Origin of the sequence: uncultured Shimia sp. (genome assembly GCF_913054185.1) — a bacterium.
Lineage (GTDB): Bacteria > Pseudomonadota > Alphaproteobacteria > Rhodobacterales > Rhodobacteraceae > Shimia.
Genome location: NZ_CAJXIV010000072.1, coordinates 1 through 21,445 on the forward strand (window position 1 = coordinate 1; position 21,445 = coordinate 21,445).

At 56.2% G+C, this 21,445-nt stretch carries 20 protein-coding genes; 8 read left to right on the plus strand and 12 right to left on the minus strand.

The window, feature by feature from the left end:
- The 3 genes from lptB to QZ517_RS14220 form a co-directional block, all read left to right on the plus strand.
- Positions 1 to 479 (plus strand): LPS export ABC transporter ATP-binding protein (gene lptB, locus QZ517_RS14210; protein WP_294228015.1); only part of this gene is annotated, 479 nt, incomplete at its 5' end.
- A gap of 227 nt (positions 480 to 706) precedes the next feature.
- On the plus strand, positions 707 to 1,273 hold the full coding sequence (gene raiA / locus QZ517_RS14215) for a ribosome-associated translation inhibitor RaiA (RefSeq protein ID WP_294228016.1): 567 nt from the start codon (positions 707 to 709) through the stop codon (positions 1,271 to 1,273).
- A gap of 42 nt (positions 1,274 to 1,315) precedes the next feature.
- On the plus strand, positions 1,316 to 1,780 hold the full coding sequence (locus tag QZ517_RS14220) for a PTS sugar transporter subunit IIA (RefSeq protein ID WP_294228017.1): 465 nt from the start codon (positions 1,316 to 1,318) through the stop codon (positions 1,778 to 1,780).
- A gap of 54 nt (positions 1,781 to 1,834) precedes the next feature.
- Here QZ517_RS14220 and QZ517_RS14225 read toward each other — a convergent pair whose 3' ends face one another.
- From QZ517_RS14225 to QZ517_RS14255, 7 genes are all read right to left on the minus strand, one after another.
- Positions 1,835 to 3,259, minus strand: a complete 1,425-nt coding sequence (locus QZ517_RS14225) for a sulfotransferase family 2 domain-containing protein (protein ID WP_294228018.1) — start codon at positions 3,257 to 3,259, stop codon at positions 1,835 to 1,837.
- A gap of 6 nt (positions 3,260 to 3,265) precedes the next feature.
- On the minus strand, positions 3,266 to 4,963 hold the full coding sequence (locus QZ517_RS14230; protein WP_294228019.1) for a beta-1,6-N-acetylglucosaminyltransferase: 1,698 nt from the start codon (positions 4,961 to 4,963) through the stop codon (positions 3,266 to 3,268).
- On the minus strand, positions 4,960 to 5,970 hold the full coding sequence (locus QZ517_RS14235; RefSeq protein WP_294228020.1) for a glycosyltransferase family 2 protein: 1,011 nt from the start codon (positions 5,968 to 5,970) through the stop codon (positions 4,960 to 4,962). The genes QZ517_RS14230 and QZ517_RS14235 overlap by 4 nt, the downstream gene beginning before the upstream one ends.
- A gap of 50 nt (positions 5,971 to 6,020) precedes the next feature.
- Positions 6,021 to 7,217, minus strand: a complete 1,197-nt coding sequence (locus QZ517_RS14240; RefSeq protein WP_294228021.1) for a glycosyltransferase family 1 protein — start codon at positions 7,215 to 7,217, stop codon at positions 6,021 to 6,023.
- A gap of 22 nt (positions 7,218 to 7,239) precedes the next feature.
- Complete coding sequence (gene galE / locus QZ517_RS14245) at positions 7,240 to 8,223, minus strand: UDP-glucose 4-epimerase GalE (RefSeq protein WP_294228023.1); 984 nt, start codon at positions 8,221 to 8,223, stop codon at positions 7,240 to 7,242.
- Positions 8,224 to 8,246: 23 nt separating this feature from the next.
- Positions 8,247 to 9,140, minus strand: a complete 894-nt coding sequence (galU, locus tag QZ517_RS14250) for a UTP--glucose-1-phosphate uridylyltransferase GalU (protein WP_294228024.1) — start codon at positions 9,138 to 9,140, stop codon at positions 8,247 to 8,249.
- 156 nt (positions 9,141 to 9,296) lie between these two features.
- Positions 9,297 to 10,400 carry a polysaccharide biosynthesis/export family protein gene (locus QZ517_RS14255; RefSeq protein ID WP_294228025.1) on the minus strand — a complete coding sequence of 368 codons (1,104 nt, stop codon included), beginning with the start codon at positions 10,398 to 10,400 and terminating at the stop codon, positions 9,297 to 9,299.
- 381 nt (positions 10,401 to 10,781) lie between these two features.
- On the opposite strand from QZ517_RS14255, the gene QZ517_RS14260 reads away from it, so the two are divergent.
- Positions 10,782 to 12,677 (plus strand): nucleoside-diphosphate sugar epimerase/dehydratase, encoded by a 1,896-nt coding sequence (locus tag QZ517_RS14260; protein ID WP_294228026.1) that lies wholly within the window; start codon positions 10,782 to 10,784, stop codon positions 12,675 to 12,677.
- 6 nt (positions 12,678 to 12,683) lie between these two features.
- Here the strand turns inward: QZ517_RS14260 and QZ517_RS14265 are convergent, their stop codons facing one another.
- The 4 genes from QZ517_RS14265 to cysQ are packed head-to-tail and all read right to left on the minus strand — an operon-like array spanning position 12,684 to position 16,604.
- Entirely contained in the window at positions 12,684 to 13,712 is a 1,029-nt protein-coding gene (locus tag QZ517_RS14265) for an NAD-dependent epimerase/dehydratase family protein (protein ID WP_294228027.1), read from the minus strand.
- Positions 13,709 to 15,010 carry a glycosyltransferase family 2 protein gene (locus tag QZ517_RS14270; protein WP_294228029.1) on the minus strand — a complete coding sequence of 434 codons (1,302 nt, stop codon included), beginning with the start codon at positions 15,008 to 15,010 and terminating at the stop codon, positions 13,709 to 13,711. Before QZ517_RS14270 ends, QZ517_RS14265 begins: the two co-directional genes overlap by 4 nt.
- Positions 15,007 to 15,807, minus strand: coding sequence for a manno-octulosonate cytidylyltransferase (locus QZ517_RS14275; protein ID WP_294228030.1), 801 nt, complete (start codon positions 15,805 to 15,807; stop codon positions 15,007 to 15,009). Before QZ517_RS14275 ends, QZ517_RS14270 begins: the two co-directional genes overlap by 4 nt.
- Complete coding sequence (gene cysQ / locus QZ517_RS14280) at positions 15,807 to 16,604, minus strand: 3'(2'),5'-bisphosphate nucleotidase CysQ (RefSeq protein WP_294228031.1); 798 nt, start codon at positions 16,602 to 16,604, stop codon at positions 15,807 to 15,809. The genes QZ517_RS14275 and cysQ overlap by 1 nt, the downstream gene beginning before the upstream one ends.
- Positions 16,605 to 16,722: 118 nt before the next feature.
- Between cysQ and QZ517_RS14285 the strand changes: the two genes are divergently transcribed.
- Together QZ517_RS14285 and QZ517_RS14290 are read left to right on the plus strand one after the other, a co-directional pair.
- Positions 16,723 to 17,544 carry an ABC transporter permease gene (locus QZ517_RS14285; RefSeq protein ID WP_294228032.1) on the plus strand — a complete coding sequence of 274 codons (822 nt, stop codon included), beginning with the start codon at positions 16,723 to 16,725 and terminating at the stop codon, positions 17,542 to 17,544.
- Positions 17,541 to 18,158: an SH3 domain-containing protein gene (locus QZ517_RS14290; RefSeq protein WP_294228033.1), complete on the plus strand. Its 618-nt coding sequence runs from the start codon at positions 17,541 to 17,543 to the stop codon at positions 18,156 to 18,158. Before QZ517_RS14285 ends, QZ517_RS14290 begins: the two co-directional genes overlap by 4 nt.
- Here QZ517_RS14290 and QZ517_RS14295 read toward each other — a convergent pair.
- Complete coding sequence (locus tag QZ517_RS14295) at positions 18,155 to 18,763, minus strand: alpha-ketoglutarate-dependent dioxygenase AlkB (RefSeq protein WP_294228034.1); 609 nt, start codon at positions 18,761 to 18,763, stop codon at positions 18,155 to 18,157. The genes QZ517_RS14290 and QZ517_RS14295 overlap by 4 nt on opposite strands.
- 206 nt (positions 18,764 to 18,969) lie before the next feature.
- On the opposite strand from QZ517_RS14295, the gene dnaK reads away from it, so the two are divergent.
- Together dnaK and QZ517_RS14305 are read left to right on the plus strand one after the other, a co-directional pair.
- Positions 18,970 to 20,886 (plus strand): molecular chaperone DnaK, encoded by a 1,917-nt coding sequence (gene dnaK / locus QZ517_RS14300; protein WP_294228035.1) that lies wholly within the window; start codon positions 18,970 to 18,972, stop codon positions 20,884 to 20,886.
- Between the two features lie 80 nt (positions 20,887 to 20,966).
- A partial coding sequence (locus tag QZ517_RS14305) for a DnaJ domain-containing protein (protein ID WP_294228036.1) occupies positions 20,967 to 21,445 on the plus strand: 479 nt, incomplete at its 3' end.

Sequence of the window (21,445 nt, forward strand, 5' to 3'; positions counted from 1 at the left end):
TGCCACAGGAAATGTCGATCTTCCGGGGGCTGTCCGTGGAAGACAACATCACCGCCATCCTCGACATCACCCACAAAGACCGCCACAAGCGCCGCGAACGGCTCGAGGAGCTGCTCAGCGAGTTCTCCATCGAACACCTGCGCCGCGCCCCAGCCTTGGCCCTGTCCGGCGGGGAACGCCGCCGGGTCGAAATTGCCCGCTGTTTGGCCGCCGACCCCAAATACCTCTTGCTTGATGAACCCTTTGCCGGTGTAGACCCGATCTCTGTGGGCGACATCCGCCATCTCGTGGCCGATCTTAAAAAACGTGGCATTGGCGTGTTAATCACCGACCACAACGTCCGCGAGACGCTGGAAATTGTCGACCGCGCCTACATTCTGCACGATGGCAAAGTGCTGATGTCTGGCACACCGGAAGAAGTGGTCGAAAACGAAAACGTGCGCCGCGTTTACCTAGGTGAAAACTTCCGCATCTCCTGAGCCGCGCAGAAATGCGCTTAATTTGCGCTCGATCATTGACTCTTTCTCTTTGGCCCACTCAAATGGATTTATGACATTTGATCGACTCCCCGCTGTGACCATGGCGGCCTTCTCAAAAAGGCCCGGTCTTGCGCAAGGGTCGACAATGTCGATTTCCAGCATTCGGACCTAACTGATAACGGGCAGCTCAAGCCCGTGGTCCGACATGTCATCGAAAAGGAGACAGGATGCGCTATCAGATTACCGGAAAACACATCGACGTTGGTGATGCTCTGCAAACTCACGTGAAAACGGAGTTGGGCAGTGTGCTCGAGAAGTATGCGGGCCGCCCCACCGATGCGACCATCACGTTCTCCAAACACGCGCACGAATATGTCTGCGAGGCCACCGTCCATTTGTCCACCGGACTGACCGCCCAGGCCAAAGCACATGAAACTGAAATCTACGCCGCCTTCGACAGCTGTGCGGAAAAAATGGACAAACAGCTGCGCCGCTACAAACGCCGCTTGAAAGATCACCATAAGGAACGACAGGACCCGGTTGAACTTTTCGGCGCTTCCTCGTATATCCTCGCGCCTGAAGCTGAAGAACATGAAGCCGAACCTGAGATGCAGCCGGTCATCGTTGCCGAGATGGAAACCAAAATCCAATCTCTAAGCGTTGGCGAAGCCGTGATGCAGATGGAACTCGCAGGCTCCCCGGTGCTGGTCTTCAAGAACGAAGGTAAAGACGGATTGAACGTGGTCTATCGCCGTGAAGACGGCAATATTGGCTGGATCGATCCGCAAGCATAAGTGAGTAGGTGCAGAAAGCGCCGCTCCGGAGATACAGGCCCTATGGACCTTTCTACGATCCTTAAGCCTGAGGCGGTACGTGTTGTCACAGCCGCCTCAAGCAAAAAACGTTTGTTGCAGGAGTTTGGCGACCTTGCGGAGTCAGCCTACGGGCTGAAAGCGCCGGCCGTCGTCGAAGCCCTGATTGAACGTGAATCCCTTGGCCCCACAGGCGTGGGCCACGGGGTTGCGCTGCCGCACGCGCGTTTCCAAGAACTACAAAGCGTTGTTGGCGCTTTTATCTTGTTGGAAAAGCCGGTTGATTTCAACGCGGTGGACCGCCAGCCCATCGACATCGCCTTTGCGCTGTTTGCACCAGAAGAAGCGGGTGTCGAACACCTGAAAGCGCTGGCCAAAGTGTCTCGTCACCTGCGCGAAGCATCGATTTGCGCCAAGCTGCGTGCAAACCCGGACGCCGCCACGCTGTTCACGATCCTGACCGAAGATGACAAGGTTCAGGCCGCCTGACAGCGCTGCCTAAGAAAGTTTTTGACGCGCCGCAGCCCTGCTGTCGGCGCGTTTTTACTTCCAGGCTTCAAATCCAAACGCGATGTAATCCCGCTTGTAAATGTCCTGACAGAGCTTCTCGATCTCATCATCATAGATCGCCTCAAGCGCCACCGGATGGCCAGGGTCCACGGCCACAGGATCGGGCGCATCCATGCGCCCCACCTGCATTGCCAGCGCCGGCAGATAGCTCATCATCTCGTCTTCCCGCACAATCATATCCGGCAGCGCCACGTCGCCGAATCCCTGCAACGCGGTGGTCTGACTGGCCCAATGCGCATCTTGCCGAATCCCGGTTTGCCCGGCCAGATTCGCCTTCACAAATCCCAAGAACGCCAAAAATCCAGCTTTGTGCTCTTCCGCCGTGTAATCACTCCCCGGCGGATCTTTGGGCAAAGGCATCTTATAAACCCGCCGCAGCGTGTTGCGGATCTTCTTATAGACACCTTGCTCGGCAGCCAAAATGCAGTCGCAAAATGCCGCATGCACCCGTGCCACCGGATGACGGATCACCGTAAAACTGCGGTGCCCCCTGTGGCCTTTTTTCCATTGCCGCAGGCTCTTTTGGCTGAAGCTGCGGATCAGCCCATCTGGCTCAATCCGATCAACATTGGCCATCCACTGCGTCACAGTGGCCTGCGGCCCGGACCGCAGCGGCAAGAACAACAAAGGCGCCACCGCACAGGCCACATAACTTGGCACAGCGGCCCCGTGGCGGGGCTCAAAGTTTGGCGTGCGGTTGAGGTTGAACCGATCCAACTCCGCCAGCGCCAAGGTCACCTCGTCAAAATTGGACACTTTCTCCGACAATGGGCTGGGGTTTTGCCGCTTGAGCTTTTGGTTCAACTCCTCAAGCTCACCCGCATGGCCAATGAACTTTGCCAAACCATTCATCACCTGAATGTCGTGCAAATCCTCGTAGGCAATGTAAAACGCGGTCTGGCCGCTCACCTGCAGGGACCGCATCAACGAGACCTGAAAGTCTTGCAACTCTTCCACGTGCCGCCGGAACTCAACCCCGTTAAACTTCACCTTGCTGTCGCGCCGCCGCCGCACATCCGTCAGTTTCCACTGCCCGGTGGCCTGCGCAATTTTCCAGCTGACATAGCTGTCCAATGGATTGCGGGTCAGGATGATTTTGGCACAACGGGGATCATCCAGAATTGTGTTCAGTACGCGCGGCTCGTGATCATGAAAATACCGGAAACCCGATAGCTCTTCATTGGCTTTCACCGCATCAATCAAAACCTGCGGATCCGCAGTGCGTTGCTCAAGCGTCACCCCCAGACAATCATCTTTGTTGGGGTAGCCAATAAAATGCGGGTTAAACGCCTCACCCAGGCAATTCAGCCTTTCAAACCCGTTGATATTGGCTTCCAAAAAATTGGAGCCGGTCCGCATTTCGGCAAGGACCACAAAATAATCAAAGGGTTTGGTCATAGGCTATCACTGCACCAAATAGGGTTTGCGCGGCGGCTTCTTTTGATCCACCTCTCCTGGAGATACCGGGAAATCACCCATCAGGTAAGGGTGCATGCCTTGGTTTTTCAGATTCTGTAGGAACTGACCAAAACCGGTCAAATCTGTCATCTTGGGCACTTCGGACAGACGCCGTGCTTTCTCCGGACCAATCTCATCAATGATGGTCTGCAGTGGCTCCATCGGCGCCTCGATAAACTCAGCCAGCGTCCAAATCCGCACCCGTGCTTTGGCATAGGGGCTGCGCAACGCAAACAGTTGGTCATTTTCCAGTTTTTGAAGCCGCGCCGCCTCTTTGCGAATATCAGCAAAGTTCAGGTTTGATTTGAACAGTGGGATCGCCCAAGCGCCACTGATCACCGACACTTGCGCATTGGGGTCTTTGGCAAAGAACCACACCGGTGCGCCTTCATCACGTGGGCCCACTTGGAAACATTGGCGCTCACCGCGTGTGTTCCAAATCAGGTTGGTCAGAAAGGCAATCGAATTGTAATCTCGGTTCCTTGGCGCATCACTCAGCGCGCCATTGATGACTTTCTGTCGCCCTTCAAACTCGGCCCGTTCCGGTGCAAACAAATGCCCATGCACCCGCGCTCCCGTCGCACGCGCCAACCACGGCTCAAAGTCCTCAAACAGCTGCGCAAAGCCTTGAAAAATCGAGTATCGGCCAAAGGTCATCCCGTTTTCCCAGCCTTCGTTGGGATAGCGGCTCTGCATATACAGCCCGGTGCGCCCTTTGGTCCGCCGTTCCACGGCCTTGGCAAATATCCGGTCAATCTTCGCCGGATTGGGTTCGCTCATCTTGATCGCGCCCTCGGGGCTGCGGAGAAATCCATTGTAGAGCTTGGTGGCACGTGGCCAGATCTTACGGGCGACAAAACAATCCGACCGCCGCAGCAATTGCAGGTGATCGTCATAAAAAATATGTGGCTTACCTTGGAAGTCGAACTTGGAAAGCGTCAGCGATCGGCTCTCGATATTGCTCGAATACAGCCGCGACAACGTCTGGAAATAGCTCTCATCCGGGATCCACACCCGCTTGAAATAGCGGTCAAACGTGTCTCGGTCTGGGTCTTGCAGAATGGCGGACAATGTCTGCCGTGTCAGGCACCACCACTGGCTGCCCATATGCGGCACAATCCCATTGGGAATTTTGCGTTTCACCCTCAGGAACCGCTGTATATCCACCCACTTATCAAACAGAAAACGATGCTTCTTCCATGAAAATGGAAAATGCAACGTAAAGCGCTCCGCATCCAACCCGCCAACGGTCCAGGGCACATCTGCCGTGGTCGCACTCTCGATAAAGTCGGTACGCGGCCGCGCTTCCAGATAGTCTTTCAGCTCCTGCACCGGCCTCAGTGGCAGACACGAGCCAGATGACAGGTAGATGTGGCGCACCTCAGGGAATTCGGCGAGCATGGTCTCGCCCGCAGATTGGCTGGCGGCCACCAGGCCCCAATCGCCCCACTCACATTTGTGCCGTTTGCTGAACCGCACATCCGGCACATCGCCCAACGCTTTGAGAAACTTTTTGTAGACCTTGGGCTTCACCGACGCATCGACGTGGATCACCACTGGGCAGCCGTATTTGGTCCAATGCCGTGCCACCTGCTCGGCGCGGTCAAACGCCGTGTGCACCAACATGAGAATACCAACACTCATGCCCAGTTCCCCTTGGACATGAGCCCCAGAATCTCAAGCTGGCGCCAATTGATGTATTTTTCGCTCCATTTGCACCACAGCTCAGGACTGTCACGCAGCCGCTCGGCATACGCCTTGTATTCCACGCTGGCTGAATAGTGCTGGTTGCGCTCCAACTCCTCGTCTGCTTTGGCCGTGAACGTATCTAGGAATTTGGCATGCAGCAGCAAACCTGACGCTTTTTCACCACCCCATTCATCAAACACCTGGTTCAAGCCTCGCGGCAGCAACATATGGGTCGAGCTGGCATAGCAATACCGCCGGTTCCACTTCACCAGCGGAATCTTGTTCAATGCCGGGGCCAACTCAGGCTCATTCGGGAAAAACACCCGCGACCGTGGGCCACCTTGAATCCACAAATTTCCGTATTGCGGGTTTTTGGCCATCGTATAGTTGCCCGCGTCAAACCAGCAGGCAATGTCCATCGGATCCTGACCTGCTTGGTAAGGCTGCTCCGTGATCGGCCCGCGTGGATACATGTCCAATAACATCGCACTAAACGATTTAATTGAGCTGGCATCCAGCCAATCGGTTAACGCCCGGATCGGCCGCGTGTCACAAAACGGGTAGATAAAGAATTCGTCCGGATCGACCACCAAACACCAATGGTTGTGACCATAGCGGAACTGCAACCAGTTGAGCCAATCCACGCCAAACTTGGATTTCTTATAGCTCTTGCGCGTGTGCCACACCGACACATCCGGCTGTTCCATCAGGTATTCAAGCGAGCCATCGTCGCTGTCATTGTCCACGATCAAAAAATGATCAATGCCCTTGTTGCGGTAGTAGTCGAGGAAATAGGGCAATCGAATATGCTCGTTGCGCAAGGTCGAGAACGCCAACAGATCAGACGGTTTGATCTGCGCCGTCCGGTCCACCATGCTGCGCAACTCGCGTCGCTTTCGGATCGCGCGCACAAGCCGGTGCCGACGTTTCACCCGAAGCCGATATGTTTGCAGCGCGCTCACCCCTGTCCCTCAACCTTTCTTCTTGCGTGAAGGTCCAGCCACAGGGTGTATCACGTGACCCTTAAGACCGTATTGAAATGCGCTTCCCAAGTCGGCGGGGAAAAACGCGGCTTTGATCCTGATCCGACCTTCCTGCTTGCTGCCAAAGATCCGACGATTGTTTCCCATTGATAAACATCTGAAACGCTTGCGTAAATGGGATAATCCCCAAGAATTTCCCGCAAAACAGGCAAGGTGTTGGCCACCACTGGAACCCCCATGGCCGCGGCCTCCACCGGAGGCAATCCAAAGCCCTCTGCGTGGCTCGGAAACAAAAGCCCAGCAGCCCCTGCCATGAGGGATAATAGGTCTGCATCGTCTAAATCATTAAATTCCAACAGAAACTCATCCCTGAGTGGCGATGATTCGAGGCGCTCAAACACCTCAGAGCTTTCCCAGCCACGCCGCCCGGCAATCACCAAACGAGGCATTTCTTCCTGTGAAACCCGCTCAGCCATACCTTCCCAAAGATCGATCAAAAAGAGGATGTTCTTACGTGGCTCAATGGTGCCTAAGCATAAAAAATACGGCGCAGGGATTTCTGTCACACCGCCATTGTTCTCAACTTCGAAAAAATCAACCTCCACACCAAGATGCGCAACCTCAACAGGTGGGATCTCCCCCAACGGCGCCATGTGCCGGGCGATGTCGCAGGCCGACACATGGGAATTGGTCAGGATTAGGTCGGCATAGGTGGCACAGCGCTTTAGAATGGCCTCCAATTTTTGCACCGAGTGCGCGGTTTGATACTGAGGGTGATCCAACGGGATGGTGTCGTGCAGAAACACCGTCACCTTGGCGCCGTTCACCGACTTGACCGCCTGCGCCACCCGCTTGGAAAACGTGGTTTGATCCACGTTGAGGTAAACTGTTCCGCTTGGCAGACGCCGCCGCAGCATCCGCCCCAATCCACGTGGCCGCGTGCGGGCAACAGCCACCTGCCGCGCCATTGTATCCGGCACCTGCCGTGGGCTGTTCACCCGATGACGTATCCGAGACAAGAAATCCGGCACGGGCCAGCTGCGATGCCCTTCAAGCGCCTCCAGGCACGCCTGCATGCCAGCCTGATCCAGCAGCACATACCCCAGGCCTGTGCGCACCAACCCGAAACACGGCACGCTATCAGCCAAAACAGCTCGTAAATACGCCACGCACACCCGATCCACACCGGAGGGGCGCCGCCCCGTCAGGGCCAGCACACGTGTCATTTCCAACAATCGAGCGGGAGGATTACTTGTCGTAATGCCCGGTCTGATGCCATCTCCATGCATCGGCAATCATCAGGTCCATCTTGGAGCGTTTGGGGGTCCACCCTAGCTCTTTCTCCGCCCGTGTCGAGCCAGACACCAATTTGGTGCAATCCCCCGGGCGACGGTCCCCCTCATTGTAGGGAACTGCGCGGTTGGTCACGGCGCGGGATTGGTCAATCACTTCGCGCACAGAGAAGCCGGTGCCAGTGCCTAGATTAAACACCTGACTGCCACGACCCTCCAAAAGGCGTTGCAAGCCCAGCACATGCGCATCAACCAGGTCACAGACATGCACATAGTCGCGAATACAGGTGCCATCCGGCGTGTCGTAATCCGTGCCAAAAATCGTCAGCGCATCACGCTTACCGTCAATTGCATCCAACATCAGTGGGATCAAATGCGTTTCCGGTTGATGGAATTCGCCCACCTCGGCCTCTGGATCAGCCCCGGCCACATTAAAATAGCGGAAAATCACCGATTGAAGTTCTGTGGCGCCTTCAAAATCGCGCAACATGTCTTCAATGGCCCGCTTAGAGGCCCCATAAGCGTTGATCGGCAGTTGCTCGACGTTTTCATCCAAGGTCACATTGTCATGATCGCCGTAGGTCGCACAAGTTGAGGAGAACACAAAATTGCGCACCCCAGCGTCAACAGTGGCCTCAATAAGATTGAGGGACCCCTGCACATTGTTGAGCCAGTATTTTCCCGGCTCCTTCATGCTTTCGCCAACCTGAGACAACGCCGCAAAATGCATGACCGCAACTGGGTTGTACTGCGCAAAAACCGCATCCAGCCGCGCACGATCCAGCAGATCCCCCTGCTCAAACGGGCCAAATTTCACGGCGTCCTGCCAACCAGTGCTGAGATTGTCAAAGGTCACTGGCACATAGCCCGCCTTTGCCAAAGCCTTACATGCGTGCGAGCCGATATAGCCCGCGCCGCCTGTAACGATTACGTGGTTCACAATCGTAGTCCTTTCAGGAGGTCTTATTCCGCAGCGCGGCGGGCAACCACCAGCTCTTCCAGATACTGGGACAGCTCCTCGCGCAGATCTTCCCGCTCAAGCGCAAACGCCACCGTGGCCTGCAAAAAGCCCGCCTTGGAGCCACAATCATAGCGACGCCCCTGAAAACGGTAGCCAAACACGTTTTGACCTTTGGCAATTTCGGTCGCAATCGCATCGGTCAGCTGGATTTCTCCACCCGCACCCTCGCCCTGCCCTTTGAGGTTGGTGAAGATGTCTGGCGTTAGAATGTAGCGCCCAATCACAGCCAAGTTGGATGGCTCGGTTCCTGGCGCGGGTTTCTCAACCATCCCCTTGACCGACACCATGGCGCCCATGTCTTCTCTCACGTCCAGTACACCGTATGACGATGCTTTCGAAGGTGGCACTTCCATCGCTGCAACCATACAGCCGCCAGTTTCCTGATACGCATCAACCATCTGTTTCAGACAGGACGTCTCTCCGGCAATCACATCATCCGGTAGGATCACCGCAAACGGCTCATCCGCAACCAGACGGCTGGCACAGGCCACCGCGTGACCAAGCCCCATGGCTTTGTGTTGACGGATATAGGCAATGGCACCGCTTTCCATGTTGGTCGCTTCCACGGCTTCCAACAGCTCGGTTTTTCCCTTTTCACGCAGCGTCTGTTCCAATTGGGGCGCGCAATCAAAGTAGTCCTCAAGCGCGCCTTTGCCGCGCGAGGTCACAAAAATGAACTCTTTGATGCCCGCTTCACGCGCCTCATCAATTGCGTATTGAATGAGCGGACGATCCACCAGCGTCATGATTTCCTTCGGGACTGATTTTGTCGCCGGCAAAAACCGGGTCCCCAAACCTGCGACAGGAAAAATAGCCTTGGTTACTTTACGCTGCATAAGTTGCTCTCTCTGGTCACTGTGTCTCGGCGCCACTAACAACGACACCTGTCAACAAAATATCATTTGGTTTATGAATTTAGTACTTCAAATTACTTTCTGCGATATCACGATTTTCTGTCGTTTTCTATACAACGCGCAGGTTTTCTGCCTGCATCAGTTAAATACGTTGGCAATCGCAAACATAGACCCAATCAAGGCAATCACAGCCTGCGCCGGCTTCACTGCCGATTCACTGGCCACCACAATGTCCGCTGGCTGTACCTGGAAGTTCTTGGCGCCAAACAATTCATCAGCCTTGGTCAGATCAAACTGAAAAATCACATGCTGCGAAGTTGGGCCTGTCCCGTCTTGGCGTACTGCCGAGTCTGGGTATTGCCGCAGAATAAACAACGCCTGCGGGTTGGCGCGGGCATCATTCAAACCACCCAAAAGCGAAACCGCCTCCATTGCGGTGATGTGTTCCTGGTGAAAATACACCAGCTCTTCTTTTGTGGTGGATCCCACCGCAATAAAGTAGCGCTCTTCTTCCTCAACTATGAGTTGGTCACCACCCCGCATGATCACGTTTTTGGCGGGGTCTTTCAGCAAACTGTCCAATGGAATTTCATACGACTTGCCCTGTCTCTGCAAGCGTACAAGTGGGTTATTGATGCTTTCGCTCACCCCTCCGGTTTGCGCAATCACCGACAAAATTGAGACATTGCGATCAGACAACGGCAACCGGCTTGGCGACGCCACCCCGGTCACAACATCAACTGAATTGGACGGACCCGGCGTGACATCAATCTGCACCTGCGCAGAGGGGGCAATTGGCGTCATCTGGCTCTGGATTTTCTCCCGCGCCTGATAGGGCGTCAGACCCGACACCATGATATCATTCACGTAAGGCACAAAAATCGTGCCTGCTTCCGTAACCTCCACGGGCCGCAACGGCACAGACCGATCAGCCGGGCCCAACAACAGCGAGTTTTCTTGATTGTCCCAAACCGTTAGCGTGACCATGTCGCCGGTCTGGATGATCCGGCTTTTGGAACCAGGCGTGCGCGCAAACCAATGGTAATGACCGTGCCAGCCAGTCTCCGGCCATTTTCCGATTTGCGAGACATTTTGACGTGTCACCTCGGTGACTTGGATGTCATCCGGAATTGCAGACTCGCCCACAATCTCTGACGCGATCGGCCCTCCGCGGGGCAGGGAGCACGCTGCTACGGTGAGCATGGCTAAAGCCACAACTACCTTCAAACCCACTCGCCGCATAATTCGCCTCATAAATTTTTCACTCTTTTAGAGCCTGTGTCCGTTCAAAAACAAGCACCCAGAGTTAACTTTTACGCCGGTGTGTCCCCAAGGCCCCCTCAAAAAGCGTTCAGCAGCGCGTTCATCACCCCCTGCCGCACATTCTGTCTGCCACTTATTTAGGCATTAGAGATCCAATCTTTGGCAGATGGCGACAGATGTGCTAGAAACCAATTCAAATTCTTATCAAACTACATTATAACCAAACAGCGCCTCAGCGTGACGGCACTCAAAAACCACCCAAGGCAAATACTCTTCCGGGAAGAATTCCCACATTTTCGAGCAAAGTCTCAAGACGTATTTTTTGACGATCCTATTTGACCCGATTTGTGAGCAAAAATTATGCTTTTCAAAGTTCTATCCAATCTGACGCATTTTCAGAAAGCCTGTGTGCTGCTGAGTGTTGACCTAACGGCAATCGTTCTCGCGCTCTGCCTGGCATTTTCTAACACAGCCGAATCGACTCAATGGATGACCGTGGCGTGGTACCTCCCTGCGGTTCTTGCCGCTGGTGCAATCGCCCTACACGGTTTTGGCCTGAACCGCGTGAAACTTAACACTTTTGGCATCGACGAAGTTGCCAAAGTGTTCATCGTCGCAGCTGCTCTGTCCGTGACCGGTTTCATCGTCTCCGAAGCCATTGGACCGTCCCATCTTGGGCTTAGCACCATGGTGGAGTTTGGCGCTTTGTTTGCTTTCCTCTCCGTAGGCAGCCGATTTTTGATGCTTCGGATTGTGGAGCGCATTTACACCACACAGATGCCGCGAAAACAGGTCCTGATCTACGGTGCAGGACAAACCGGGCAACAGATGGCCGCTGCCCTGCAAACCGATCACGAATTTAAGGCGTTCGGCTTTGTTGACGACGACCCGAACTTGCAAAAACTGACAATCTTGGGCCTTAAAGTTCACTCCCCCAAACGCATCGCCTCAATTGTACGCCGCAACCGCATCGACCGTGTTGTGCTGGCCATGCCCTCCGCCAATCAATCCGTGCGGCTGCGCATCGGCAAACGTCTGTCCGGTCTGGAATGTGAAGTGCTGGCCATGCCGTCTTTTGCCGACATTGTCCTACGTGGCGAAGAAGTCACCGCGGCAGCGCCAATCCAACTGGACAGCCTATTGGGCCGTGACGCCGTTGAAAGCGAACTGCCGCAAACCGAAAGCACCTACCGCGACCACCGCATTCTTGTGACCGGCGCTGGCGGCTCCATTGGGGGCGAACTGTGCCGTCAAATCGCGCGCTGCCGCCCTCAAAACCTGGTGTTGGTCGATCACAGCGAATACGCGCTTTACCGAATTACCAACGAGTTGCGCCAGGAGTATCCCGGCCTGCGAATGACCGCTGTATTGGGCAGCATCGAGCATCCGGAGTTGATGCGCGAAACTCTGATGAAACACCAAATCGAGGTGGTTTTTCACGCTGCAGCTTACAAACATGTCAACATGGTTGAAACCAATGCGTTTGAAGGCGTGCGCAACAATGTCATTGGCACCCGCGTGCTGGCCGAAGAAGCCCGCCTTGCGCGCGTCGACAGGTTCATCTTGGTCTCCACCGACAAAGCTGTACGCCCGCAATCTACGATGGGCAGCACAAAGCGCATGGCCGAACTGGTGATTCAGGATCTTGCCAAACGATCTGAGCACACCAAATTTTCCATGGTGCGTTTTGGCAATGTTCTGGGATCCTCCGGCTCGGTAATCCCTCTTTTTCAGAAACAAATCCGTGACCTGGGTCCGGTCACCGTGACACACCCCAACGTCACACGTTACTTCATGACCATCGACGAGGCTGTCCGCCTGGTCCTTTTGACCGGCACGTTCTCTCGCGGTGGTGACGTCTTTGTGCTGCACATGGGGGCGCCGGTATCTATCTACGAAATGGCCCGCAAAATGATCGAGGCTGCAGGGCACTCAGTCCGGGACGAAGCCAACCCCGGCGGCGACATTCCAATTGCATTCACGGGTTTGCAGGACGGCGAAAAAATGCACGAGGAGCTGCTCATCGGCAGCGATATGCTCACCACGCCACATCCAAAAATCATGCGAGCTCAGGAGAAAATGCTGTCTGAATTGCAAATTGCCAGCGCAATTCAAGATCTCCGTCGCGCCATTGAAACGCGCGACGAAAGCTTGCTCACATCAACTTTGCGCTGCTATGTGGAAACCGAAGAAACCGAGGTTGTGGCCACGCCGTTGCCCAAAATCCCTGCGCTCTCTGTTGTGGGTGAATCCTAACGGACATCACTCCGCATAATACTCGCGATACCACGCCACAAATTTCGCAACGCCCACTTCGACGGGCGTCTGCGGAATGGTGCCAGTCAACTGCTCCAGCAGCCGCGCATCCGCCCAAGTAGCCGGCACATCACCGGGTTGCATATCCATGAAGTTCTTCTTGGCCTCTTGGCCAAGCGCGGCTTCAATGGCTTTGACATAAGCCATCAACTGTACGGGTTGGCCATTGCCGATATTCACCACACGCCACGGCGCCACCGCACTCAAACTATCACCTTCGAGCGCCACATCGCGCGCACCTGCGGTCTCTGGCACAGCTTCAATCAGGTTCACAATCCCGGTCACAAGATCATCGATGTAGGTAAAATCCCGGCTCATATCTCCGTGATTGTAGATGTCGATTGCGCTGCCTTCCAAAATCGCCTTGGTGAATTTGAACAGCGCCATATCCGGCCGTCCCCAGGGCCCATAGACGGTGAAGAACCGGAACATCGTGGTCGGCAGGTGATAAAGGTGCGCATAGGAATGCGCCATGACTTCATTGGCCTTTTTGGTTGCCGCATAAAACGACATCTGACTGTCCGCCTTATGGATCTCCGCATAAGGCATCTCGGTGTTGGCGCCATAAGCTGAACTGGTCGAGGCCAGCAACATATGCTGCGGCGGATAAGCCCGCGCCGCTTCGAGCAACTCAAACGTCCCAACAAGGTTGGCTTCCACATAAGACCGTGGCGCATCTATTGAATAGCGCACGCCGGCTTGCGCCGCGAGATGGATCACCACATCCGGCTTGTGCTGTGCAAACAACGCCATCAAAACACCTTCGCCTTCAAGACGGTCCTCAACGGCGGTGAACTGACCGCTCTGCTTCAGGATCGCATGCCGCCGCTCTTTGAGAGTCACATCATAGTAGTCCGTCATCGCGTCCAGCCCGATGACTGTCCAGCCTTCCTGCAACAGGCGCTCAGCGGCGTGAAAGCCAATAAACCCTGCGGTGCCTGTCACCAAAGCGGTGCGTCGTTGGTCCTGCGTCATGTCCTGCTCCGTTTCTGAGCCTGTTGTTTTGTCTGCAATCTTTTCGGCAACAGTGTCTCCGACAAAAGCCGCTGCGCCGCAACCCGTTGAAATTCCAGCCGCAACCGGGCGCCATACCCACCAATGCGGAACAGCGACTGGCGCCGCTCCGAGCGACCAAACAGCCCGCCGCGTTGCACCCAAAAGCCCGCCGGATCAAACCGCACCGAATGAAACAACCCCGTGCGCGAGAAGATAAAGACCGATGGAGATTTCCCATCCTGTGCCGCTTGTTTGGCTTCGCGCAAAATGGCCTTCCGTCGCCAAAAACGCCCAAACATCACAACCTGCGGCCCCGCCTTCACGTCCAGCGGTGAAAACCCGTCCGCCGCGTGTGTCAGCTCTGGCGTCTGCCCCAGCACACGGGTCAAACCGTCCGCGTGCCCCTGCTGCAACCCCCACAGCAGCCGCCGCACATCACCAGGCACGACGTGCCCCGCCACCATATGGGCGACCAACCTCCGTCGCTGCGCCTGGCAAAAGGCTTTCCAGACCGCGTCCCTCTGCCCTTCCGGACAATGCTTTCGCAGAAACACCGCCTTGCTCGCGCCAATCTCGCTCAGATCCCGCGGCACCCGCGCCGCCGTGCGCTGTTGATTTTCGGCGTAACCGTGATGCACCTCGGCACGTGGCACAATCGCAGTTTTGTACCCCGCCGCCGCCAGCCGCAGGTTCAGATCGGTCTCGTCCAGATAGTAGTGAAACGCCGGATCAAAACCGCCCAGCTCTGCCAACACCTCGCGCCGGAACGCCATATTGGTGCCTTCGGTCTTGATCGCCCGCTGCCCATCCGGGGTCAGAACCACCGGGTCGTCGCCGTCAATCTCCAGTGGCAAACCCGCCCCTGTGCCATCCACACTCTGCGCTTGCCATTGAAAACTGATCCCGTTGCGCCCGCGCACATATCCGCCTGCTGCCGCGACGTCTGGCTTGGCAAACGGCGCCGCCAGATGGTGCAACCAGCCGGTTTCCGGCACCGCATCGTCATCCACAAACGCCACAATCTCGCCCGCCGCATGCGCAATCCCACGATTGCGTGCCGCTGAGATATTTGGCGTCTCGTATTCCACGGTTTTGAGCTGATCGCCAAACGGCAGGCTTTTGGCCGCCGCCAACCCCGCCGCATCCGCCACCACCACAACTTCAAACGCTGGATAGCGCAGCTGCGAAATGCCCACCAAGGCGCGTTTCAACGCCTCCGGGCGCCGCCGGCTCACCACCACCACACTGATGGTAGGTTGTCCGGCGGGCGGCATCATGCGGTGCCCATCTGCGCCATCATTGCCTCAAGGCGCGGCACATCTTCGGGGTTGTTCAACTCCCAGAACTGCCGCCCCCGCGCCTCCACTTCAACACACAACACCTGCCGCCCATGTTCCATGAACCGCAACTGCTCCAGCCCTTCAAGCTGCTCGAGCGGCCCCGACTCCCAGCGCGGATACGCGCCCAGCGCTGACGGCCGATAGGCATAGACCCCCACATGGTGGAACACCGGCGTGGCATCTTCGTCGGCAAATGTCGCATCGGTAAACGGCACCACCTCTTTGGAGAAATACAGCGCATGACGGTCTTTGGTGAACACTGCCGTGGTGCCACCCACGAGCCCGGCCTTACGATCTTCCAAAAACCCGTTAAGCGCGCGCCCGTCACAGCGCAACACCGGTGTCGCCACCTCCGCCATCGGGTCCCCTTTAAGGCCTGCAACCAGGTCTTCGACAAACCACGCGGGCGTCAGCGGCGCATCGCCTTGCAGGTTCACCACAATCTCATAGCCACCGCCCAGCACGTCAAACGCCTCGGCACAGCGTTCCGTGCCATTGGCGCAAGCCGGCGAAGTCATCACCACCTCCGCGCCAAAGGCCTCACTTGCCTCTTTGATGCGATCGTCATCCGTCGCCACAACCACACGATCCACACCTTTGACCGCACTGGCCGCTTCCCAACTGCGCCGGATCAGGCTTTTGGCCTCCCCGGTTGCGCCTTTGAGTTCCGCCAGCGGTTTGCCGGGATATCGTGTGGACGCGTAGCGCGCCGGAATGACGATCAATACAGACATCAGGCTTCTTTCAGCTCCACTTTAGGCGCGTAGGCAATGAAGAACGGGTTTGCAAAATCGTCTTTGCCGTATTTGAGCGGCGTGTGGTCATCAAACCGCACAACGTCACCACCTGCGCCCAACAACACCGCATGACCAGCCGCCGTGTCCCACTCCATTGTGCGACCCACACGCGGATACACATCCGCTTCGCCCGTGGCCACCAGGCAGAACTTCAGCGAGGAGCCCGCACTCTTCATATCTTTGACATTGTATTTGTTGATGTAATCATCGGTCGCCTGATCGCGGTGCGATTTGGACGCCACCACGTAAAGCGCACTGTTGTCACTGTCCGACACGTTGATGGCTTTCAGATCACCCACGGTGTCCGGATCAAAGGCACCGGTCTCTTCCACCGCTTGGCCGTCAGCCTGCGTAAAGAACATCCGCTCCCGCGCCGGTGCATAGACCACGCCACGCTGCGGCACACCTTTTTCCACATAGGCGATGTTCACAGTGAAGTCGCCACGACGGTGGATGAACTCTTTGGTGCCATCCAGCGGGTCAACGATCAGAAATGTATCGCCTTTTGCTGTATGGCTCTCCGACTGCTCTTCAGTGACCAGCATCACATCCGGAAAAGCCGCGCGCAGACCTGCAGAAATCAGCGCATCTGCCGCCTCATCTGCTGCCGTCACTGGGCTGTCATCGCTTTTGGTCTTCACATCAAAGTCATCTGCTTGATAAATCTTCATAATTTCCGCACCAGCTTCGATGGAAAGCTTACGAATAACTGGAATCAAAGTATCGTAATTCAATGGATTTCTCCTAAAAGGCATTTGTTGTTTATTTCTACCGTGCCCCTTATGCTTGCTGCGTAACAGAACGGCAAGATTTCCCTGTCATCCTAGGGACGCTCCGCAATCGGCACAGGCAATGTTTCAGCAATCCGCACCCAAAACGACCTTCGCTTCGGCGCTCAATATCGCCGAGCTGATCTACCACGCCATTGTCCGCAGCGTGCGCAAAAGCCATGGCAATGCGCTGATGTCGATTGCCATGAACATGCTGCAAACGGTGATCTTCGTGATGGCCTTCTATGTCATGTTCTCCGTCCTTGGCCTGCGCGGCGCCGCCCTGCGGGGCGATTTTCTGGTCTACATCATGTCCGGCGTCTTCCTGTTTATGACCCATACCAAAACCATGGGGTCTGTGGTCGGCTCTGAAGGCCCCTCTTCGCCGATGATGAAACATGCGCCGATGAACACCATCATCGCAATTTTATCTGCAGCCCTGGGCACTTTGTACATTCAAGTGCTGTCTCTGGCCGCGATCCTGTTTGTTTATCACGTGGCTTTCACCCCGTTTGAGATCGACCAGCCCATTCCAACCTTTGGCATGTTGCTGGTGGCGTGGTTCACCGGCTTGGCCATTGGCACCGTGTTTCTGGCGCTGAAACCCTGGTTCCCGACATTTGTCGGCATCGCCAACACTGTCTACGCCCGCGCCAATATGATTGCCTCTGGCAAAATGTTTGTCGCCAACACCCTGCCGCCCTTCATGCTGGCGATGTTTGACTGGAACCCTTTGTTCCACTGCATCGACCAGGCCCGCGGCTTTGCCTTCATCAACTATTTTCCGCGCAACTCCTCTATCGAGTATCCCCTCATCGTCGGAGTGGTGCTGTTGATGGTGGGCCTCATGGGCGAGTTCTACACCCGCAAACACGCGTCTCTATCCTGGAGCGCGCGCCGGTGATCCGCTGGCTGGCCCTCCTCTTCCTGTGGCCCGTCACGCTTTTGGCCGATCCATTCCCTGCGCTCTATGATGTCACCGGTGTTGCCCATGATGACGTGCTCAACATCCGCGAAGAGCCCAGCACAAACACACCAATTATTGCAGAGCTGGCTTTCAACGCCCGCAATATTGAAGTCGTAAGCCTGTCTGAGGACGCCCGTTGGGGGTTGGTGAATGCGATGGAAACCAGCGGTTGGGTGGCACTGCGGTACCTGATGCCCGTCCCCGGTGATCACTGGGCGCACCCCGGCGCAAAACTCAGATGTGGTGGCACCGAGCCGTTTTGGGATTTTTCCATCAACAGCAACACCTCAGGCCAAGCTGTTTTTGCGGCTATGGCCCTGGAAGAGACAGTCACTTATTCCATCAACTGGCAATCAGGCCAAACTGCTCGTCCCGACCTGGCCATTGGCCTTGGCGGCGTTGGCCCGGAGGGGAATTTCTCTGCGGTGATACGGCGCGAGGCCTGCCATGACGGCATGTCAGACCGCAACTTTGGACTGGATATCGATCTGTTTTTTCACAATGGCAGCGACGCGACCGGCTACGAAGGATGCTGCTCGATTGTGCCTTAACCCTGCACCACCCGCAGTGTGATGTTGATCCGCCCCCCGTCCGGCAACAGCGACGAACTGCCAAACCGGATACGATCCACGCCGTGATACGCCAAACGCGCCGCGCCGCCCATCACCACCACATCACCGGAACTGAGCCAGAGTGACTGCGTCTTACCGCCCCGCTCTGAGTCTCCCATGCGAAACAGCCCATCATCCCCAAGGCTCACTGACACAACGGGATAGGCAAAATCACCCTCGTCATTGTCCTGATGCAGCCCCATGCGCGCACCCTCGCCGTAGAAATTGATCAGGCAACAATCTGGCTTTCGCTCGAAACCGGTGAGATCTTGCCAAAGCCGCAATATCCGCGCCGGTATTGCAGGCCAATCCGTTCCGTCTGGATGTTGCGGCTCGTAGCGATACCCACGCCTGTCGCTGATCCAACCAACCCGCCCGGCGCTGGTCATCCGCACACTCATCTGTTTGCCGCCGCGCGTGACCGGACGCCGCATCGGTGCAGCCTGCGCCACAGCCCGCAAATCCGCGACCATCCCCGCCTGCTCAGCCGCATTCAAGTGTTCTTTGAAAATCTTAAAACCGGCAATTTTTAAGGGTTCGGTCACTTTTTACCGCCTCATATCTAAAATGCAGCATAATTTGTAGCGAATCCGACACAATCCCCCAATTGAGACGCTTGCAGCATAAATTCATGCTCCCTATATACGCTGCGAAGCGCATACCGGCACACCGTCGGAATGCAACTGGATCGAGGCTTGGATGCCACAACGGGTCCGACCTTGAAAATCGCCTTACGTGAAAGGGATCAAATATGAGCAAAGTTATTGGTATCGATCTCGGTACAACAAACTCCTGCGTAGCCATCATGGATGGTTCCCAGCCAAAAGTGATCGAAAACGCCGAAGGTGCGCGCACCACGCCGTCCATCGTCGCGTTCACCGACGACGAACGTCTCGTCGGTCAGCCGGCCAAGCGCCAGGCTGTCACCAACCCAGAAAACACCGTGTTTGGTGTGAAACGCCTGATCGGCCGTCGCCGTGACGACGCCGCGCTGGCCAAAGATCTGAAGAACATGCCGTTCTCCGTGGTCAACGGCGGCAACGGTGACGCATGGGTCGAAGCCAAGGGTGAGAAATACTCCCCGTCACAGCTGTCTGCTTTCATTCTTGGTAAGATGAAAGAAACCGCTGAAAGCTACCTCGGCGAAGACGTGACCCAAGCGGTCATCACTGTGCCTGCCTACTTCAACGACGCTCAGCGTCAGGCCACCAAAGACGCCGGCAAAATTGCTGGCCTCGAAGTGCTGCGCATCATCAACGAGCCAACCGCAGCCGCTCTGGCCTACGGTCTGGACAAAGAAGAAACCCAAACCATTGCGGTCTATGACCTCGGCGGCGGTACCTTCGACGTGACCATCCTCGAAATCGACGACGGCCTGTTTGAAGTGAAATCCACCAACGGTGACACGTTCCTAGGTGGTGAAGACTTCGACATGCGCATCGTGAACTACCTCGCGGATCAGTTCAAAAAAGAGCACAACGTCGATCTGACCAAAGACAAAATGGCCCTGCAGCGTCTGAAAGAAGCCGCCGAAAAAGCCAAGATCGAGTTGTCCTCCGCCAGCCAGACCGAGATCAACCAACCGTTTATCTCCATGGACCCGGCCACCGGCACCCCGCTGCACATGGTCATCAAACTGACCCGTGCCAAGCTGGAAAGCCTGGTCAACGACCTGATCAAAGCGTCGTTGAAGCCTTGCGCCGCCGCTCTGAAAGACGCAGGCCTGTCCGCAAACGAGATCGACGAAGTGGTTCTCGTGGGTGGTATGACCCGCATGCCAAAGGTGATCGCGGAAGTGACCAAGTTCTTCGGCAAGGAGCCACACAAAGGTGTGAACCCGGACGAAGTGGTTGCCATGGGCGCCGCCATTCAGGCCGGTGTTCTGCAGGGTGACGTAAAAGATGTGGTTCTGCTGGACGTGACCCCACTGTCCTTGGGCATCGAAACCCTCGGCGGCGTGTTTACCCGTCTGATTGACCGCAACACCACGATCCCTACCAAAAAGTCTCAGGTGTTCTCCACCGCCGAAGACAACCAGAACGCCGTGACTATCCGTGTGTTCCAGGGTGAGCGCGAAATGGCAGCGGACAACAAGATCCTCGGCCAGTTCAACCTCGAAAACATCCCGCCTGCCCCACGTGGCATGCCTCAGATCGAAGTGACCTTTGACATCGACGCCAACGGCATCGTGTCTGTGGGCGCAGCTGACAAAGGCACCGGCAAAGAGCAGAAGATCACCATCCAGGCATCTGGTGGCCTGTCTGACGCTGACATCGAAAAGATGGTGCAAGACGCCGAAGACAACGCCGAGGCTGACAAAGATCGTCGCGAGATGATTGAAGCTCGCAACCAGGCCGAAAGCCTCGTGCACGACACCGAGAAACAGGTGGCCGAGCATGGCGATAAAGTGGACCCATCCACTGTTGAAGCTATCGAGCTGGCTGTGGCCGCACTGAGAGATGAGCTGGACAATGAAGAGGTCACAGCTGAGAAGCTGAAGTCGGGCATCCAGAACGTCATGGAAGTGGCCATGCGTCTGGGCGAAGCGATCTACAAGAACGCTCAGGAAGAGGCCGGCGAAGAGGCACCTGACATGGATGCAGGTCCTGCGGCTGACGATGACATCGTTGACGCTGACTTCGAAGACCTGGACGACAAACAGCGCTAATCACAGCGTAACGGACCTGAAAATCGGGCCGGTCCGACTTCCGGATCGGCCCTTTTCAATCCGGCCAAAGGAGTACCCCCATGGCAAAACGTGACTTCTACGAGGTGCTTGGCGTCAGCAAAGGGGCCTCGGCAGACGAAATTAAGAAAGGCTATCGCAAGAAAGCCAAAGAACTGCACCCGGACCGCAATGCGGACAATCCGGACGCCGAAGCACAGTTCAAAGAGGCCAACGAGGCCCACGAAATTCTAAAAGACGCTGAAAAAAAAGCGGCTTACGACCGATTCGGCCACGCCGCCTTTGACGGCAGCATGGGCGGTGGTGGCGGCGGACAACGCGGCGGACACCCCGGTGGCGATTTCTCCTCTGCCTTCTCAGACGTTTTTGACGACCTGTTTGGCGACTTTATGGGGAGCGGCGGCGGTCAACGCGGTGGCGGGCGCCAACGGGCCTCCCGTGGCGCAGATCTGCGCTACAACCTGCGTGTCTCGCTCGAAGACGCCTTCGCAGGCCTGCAAAAGACCATCAACGTGCCAACCTCCGTCGGCTGTGACAGCTG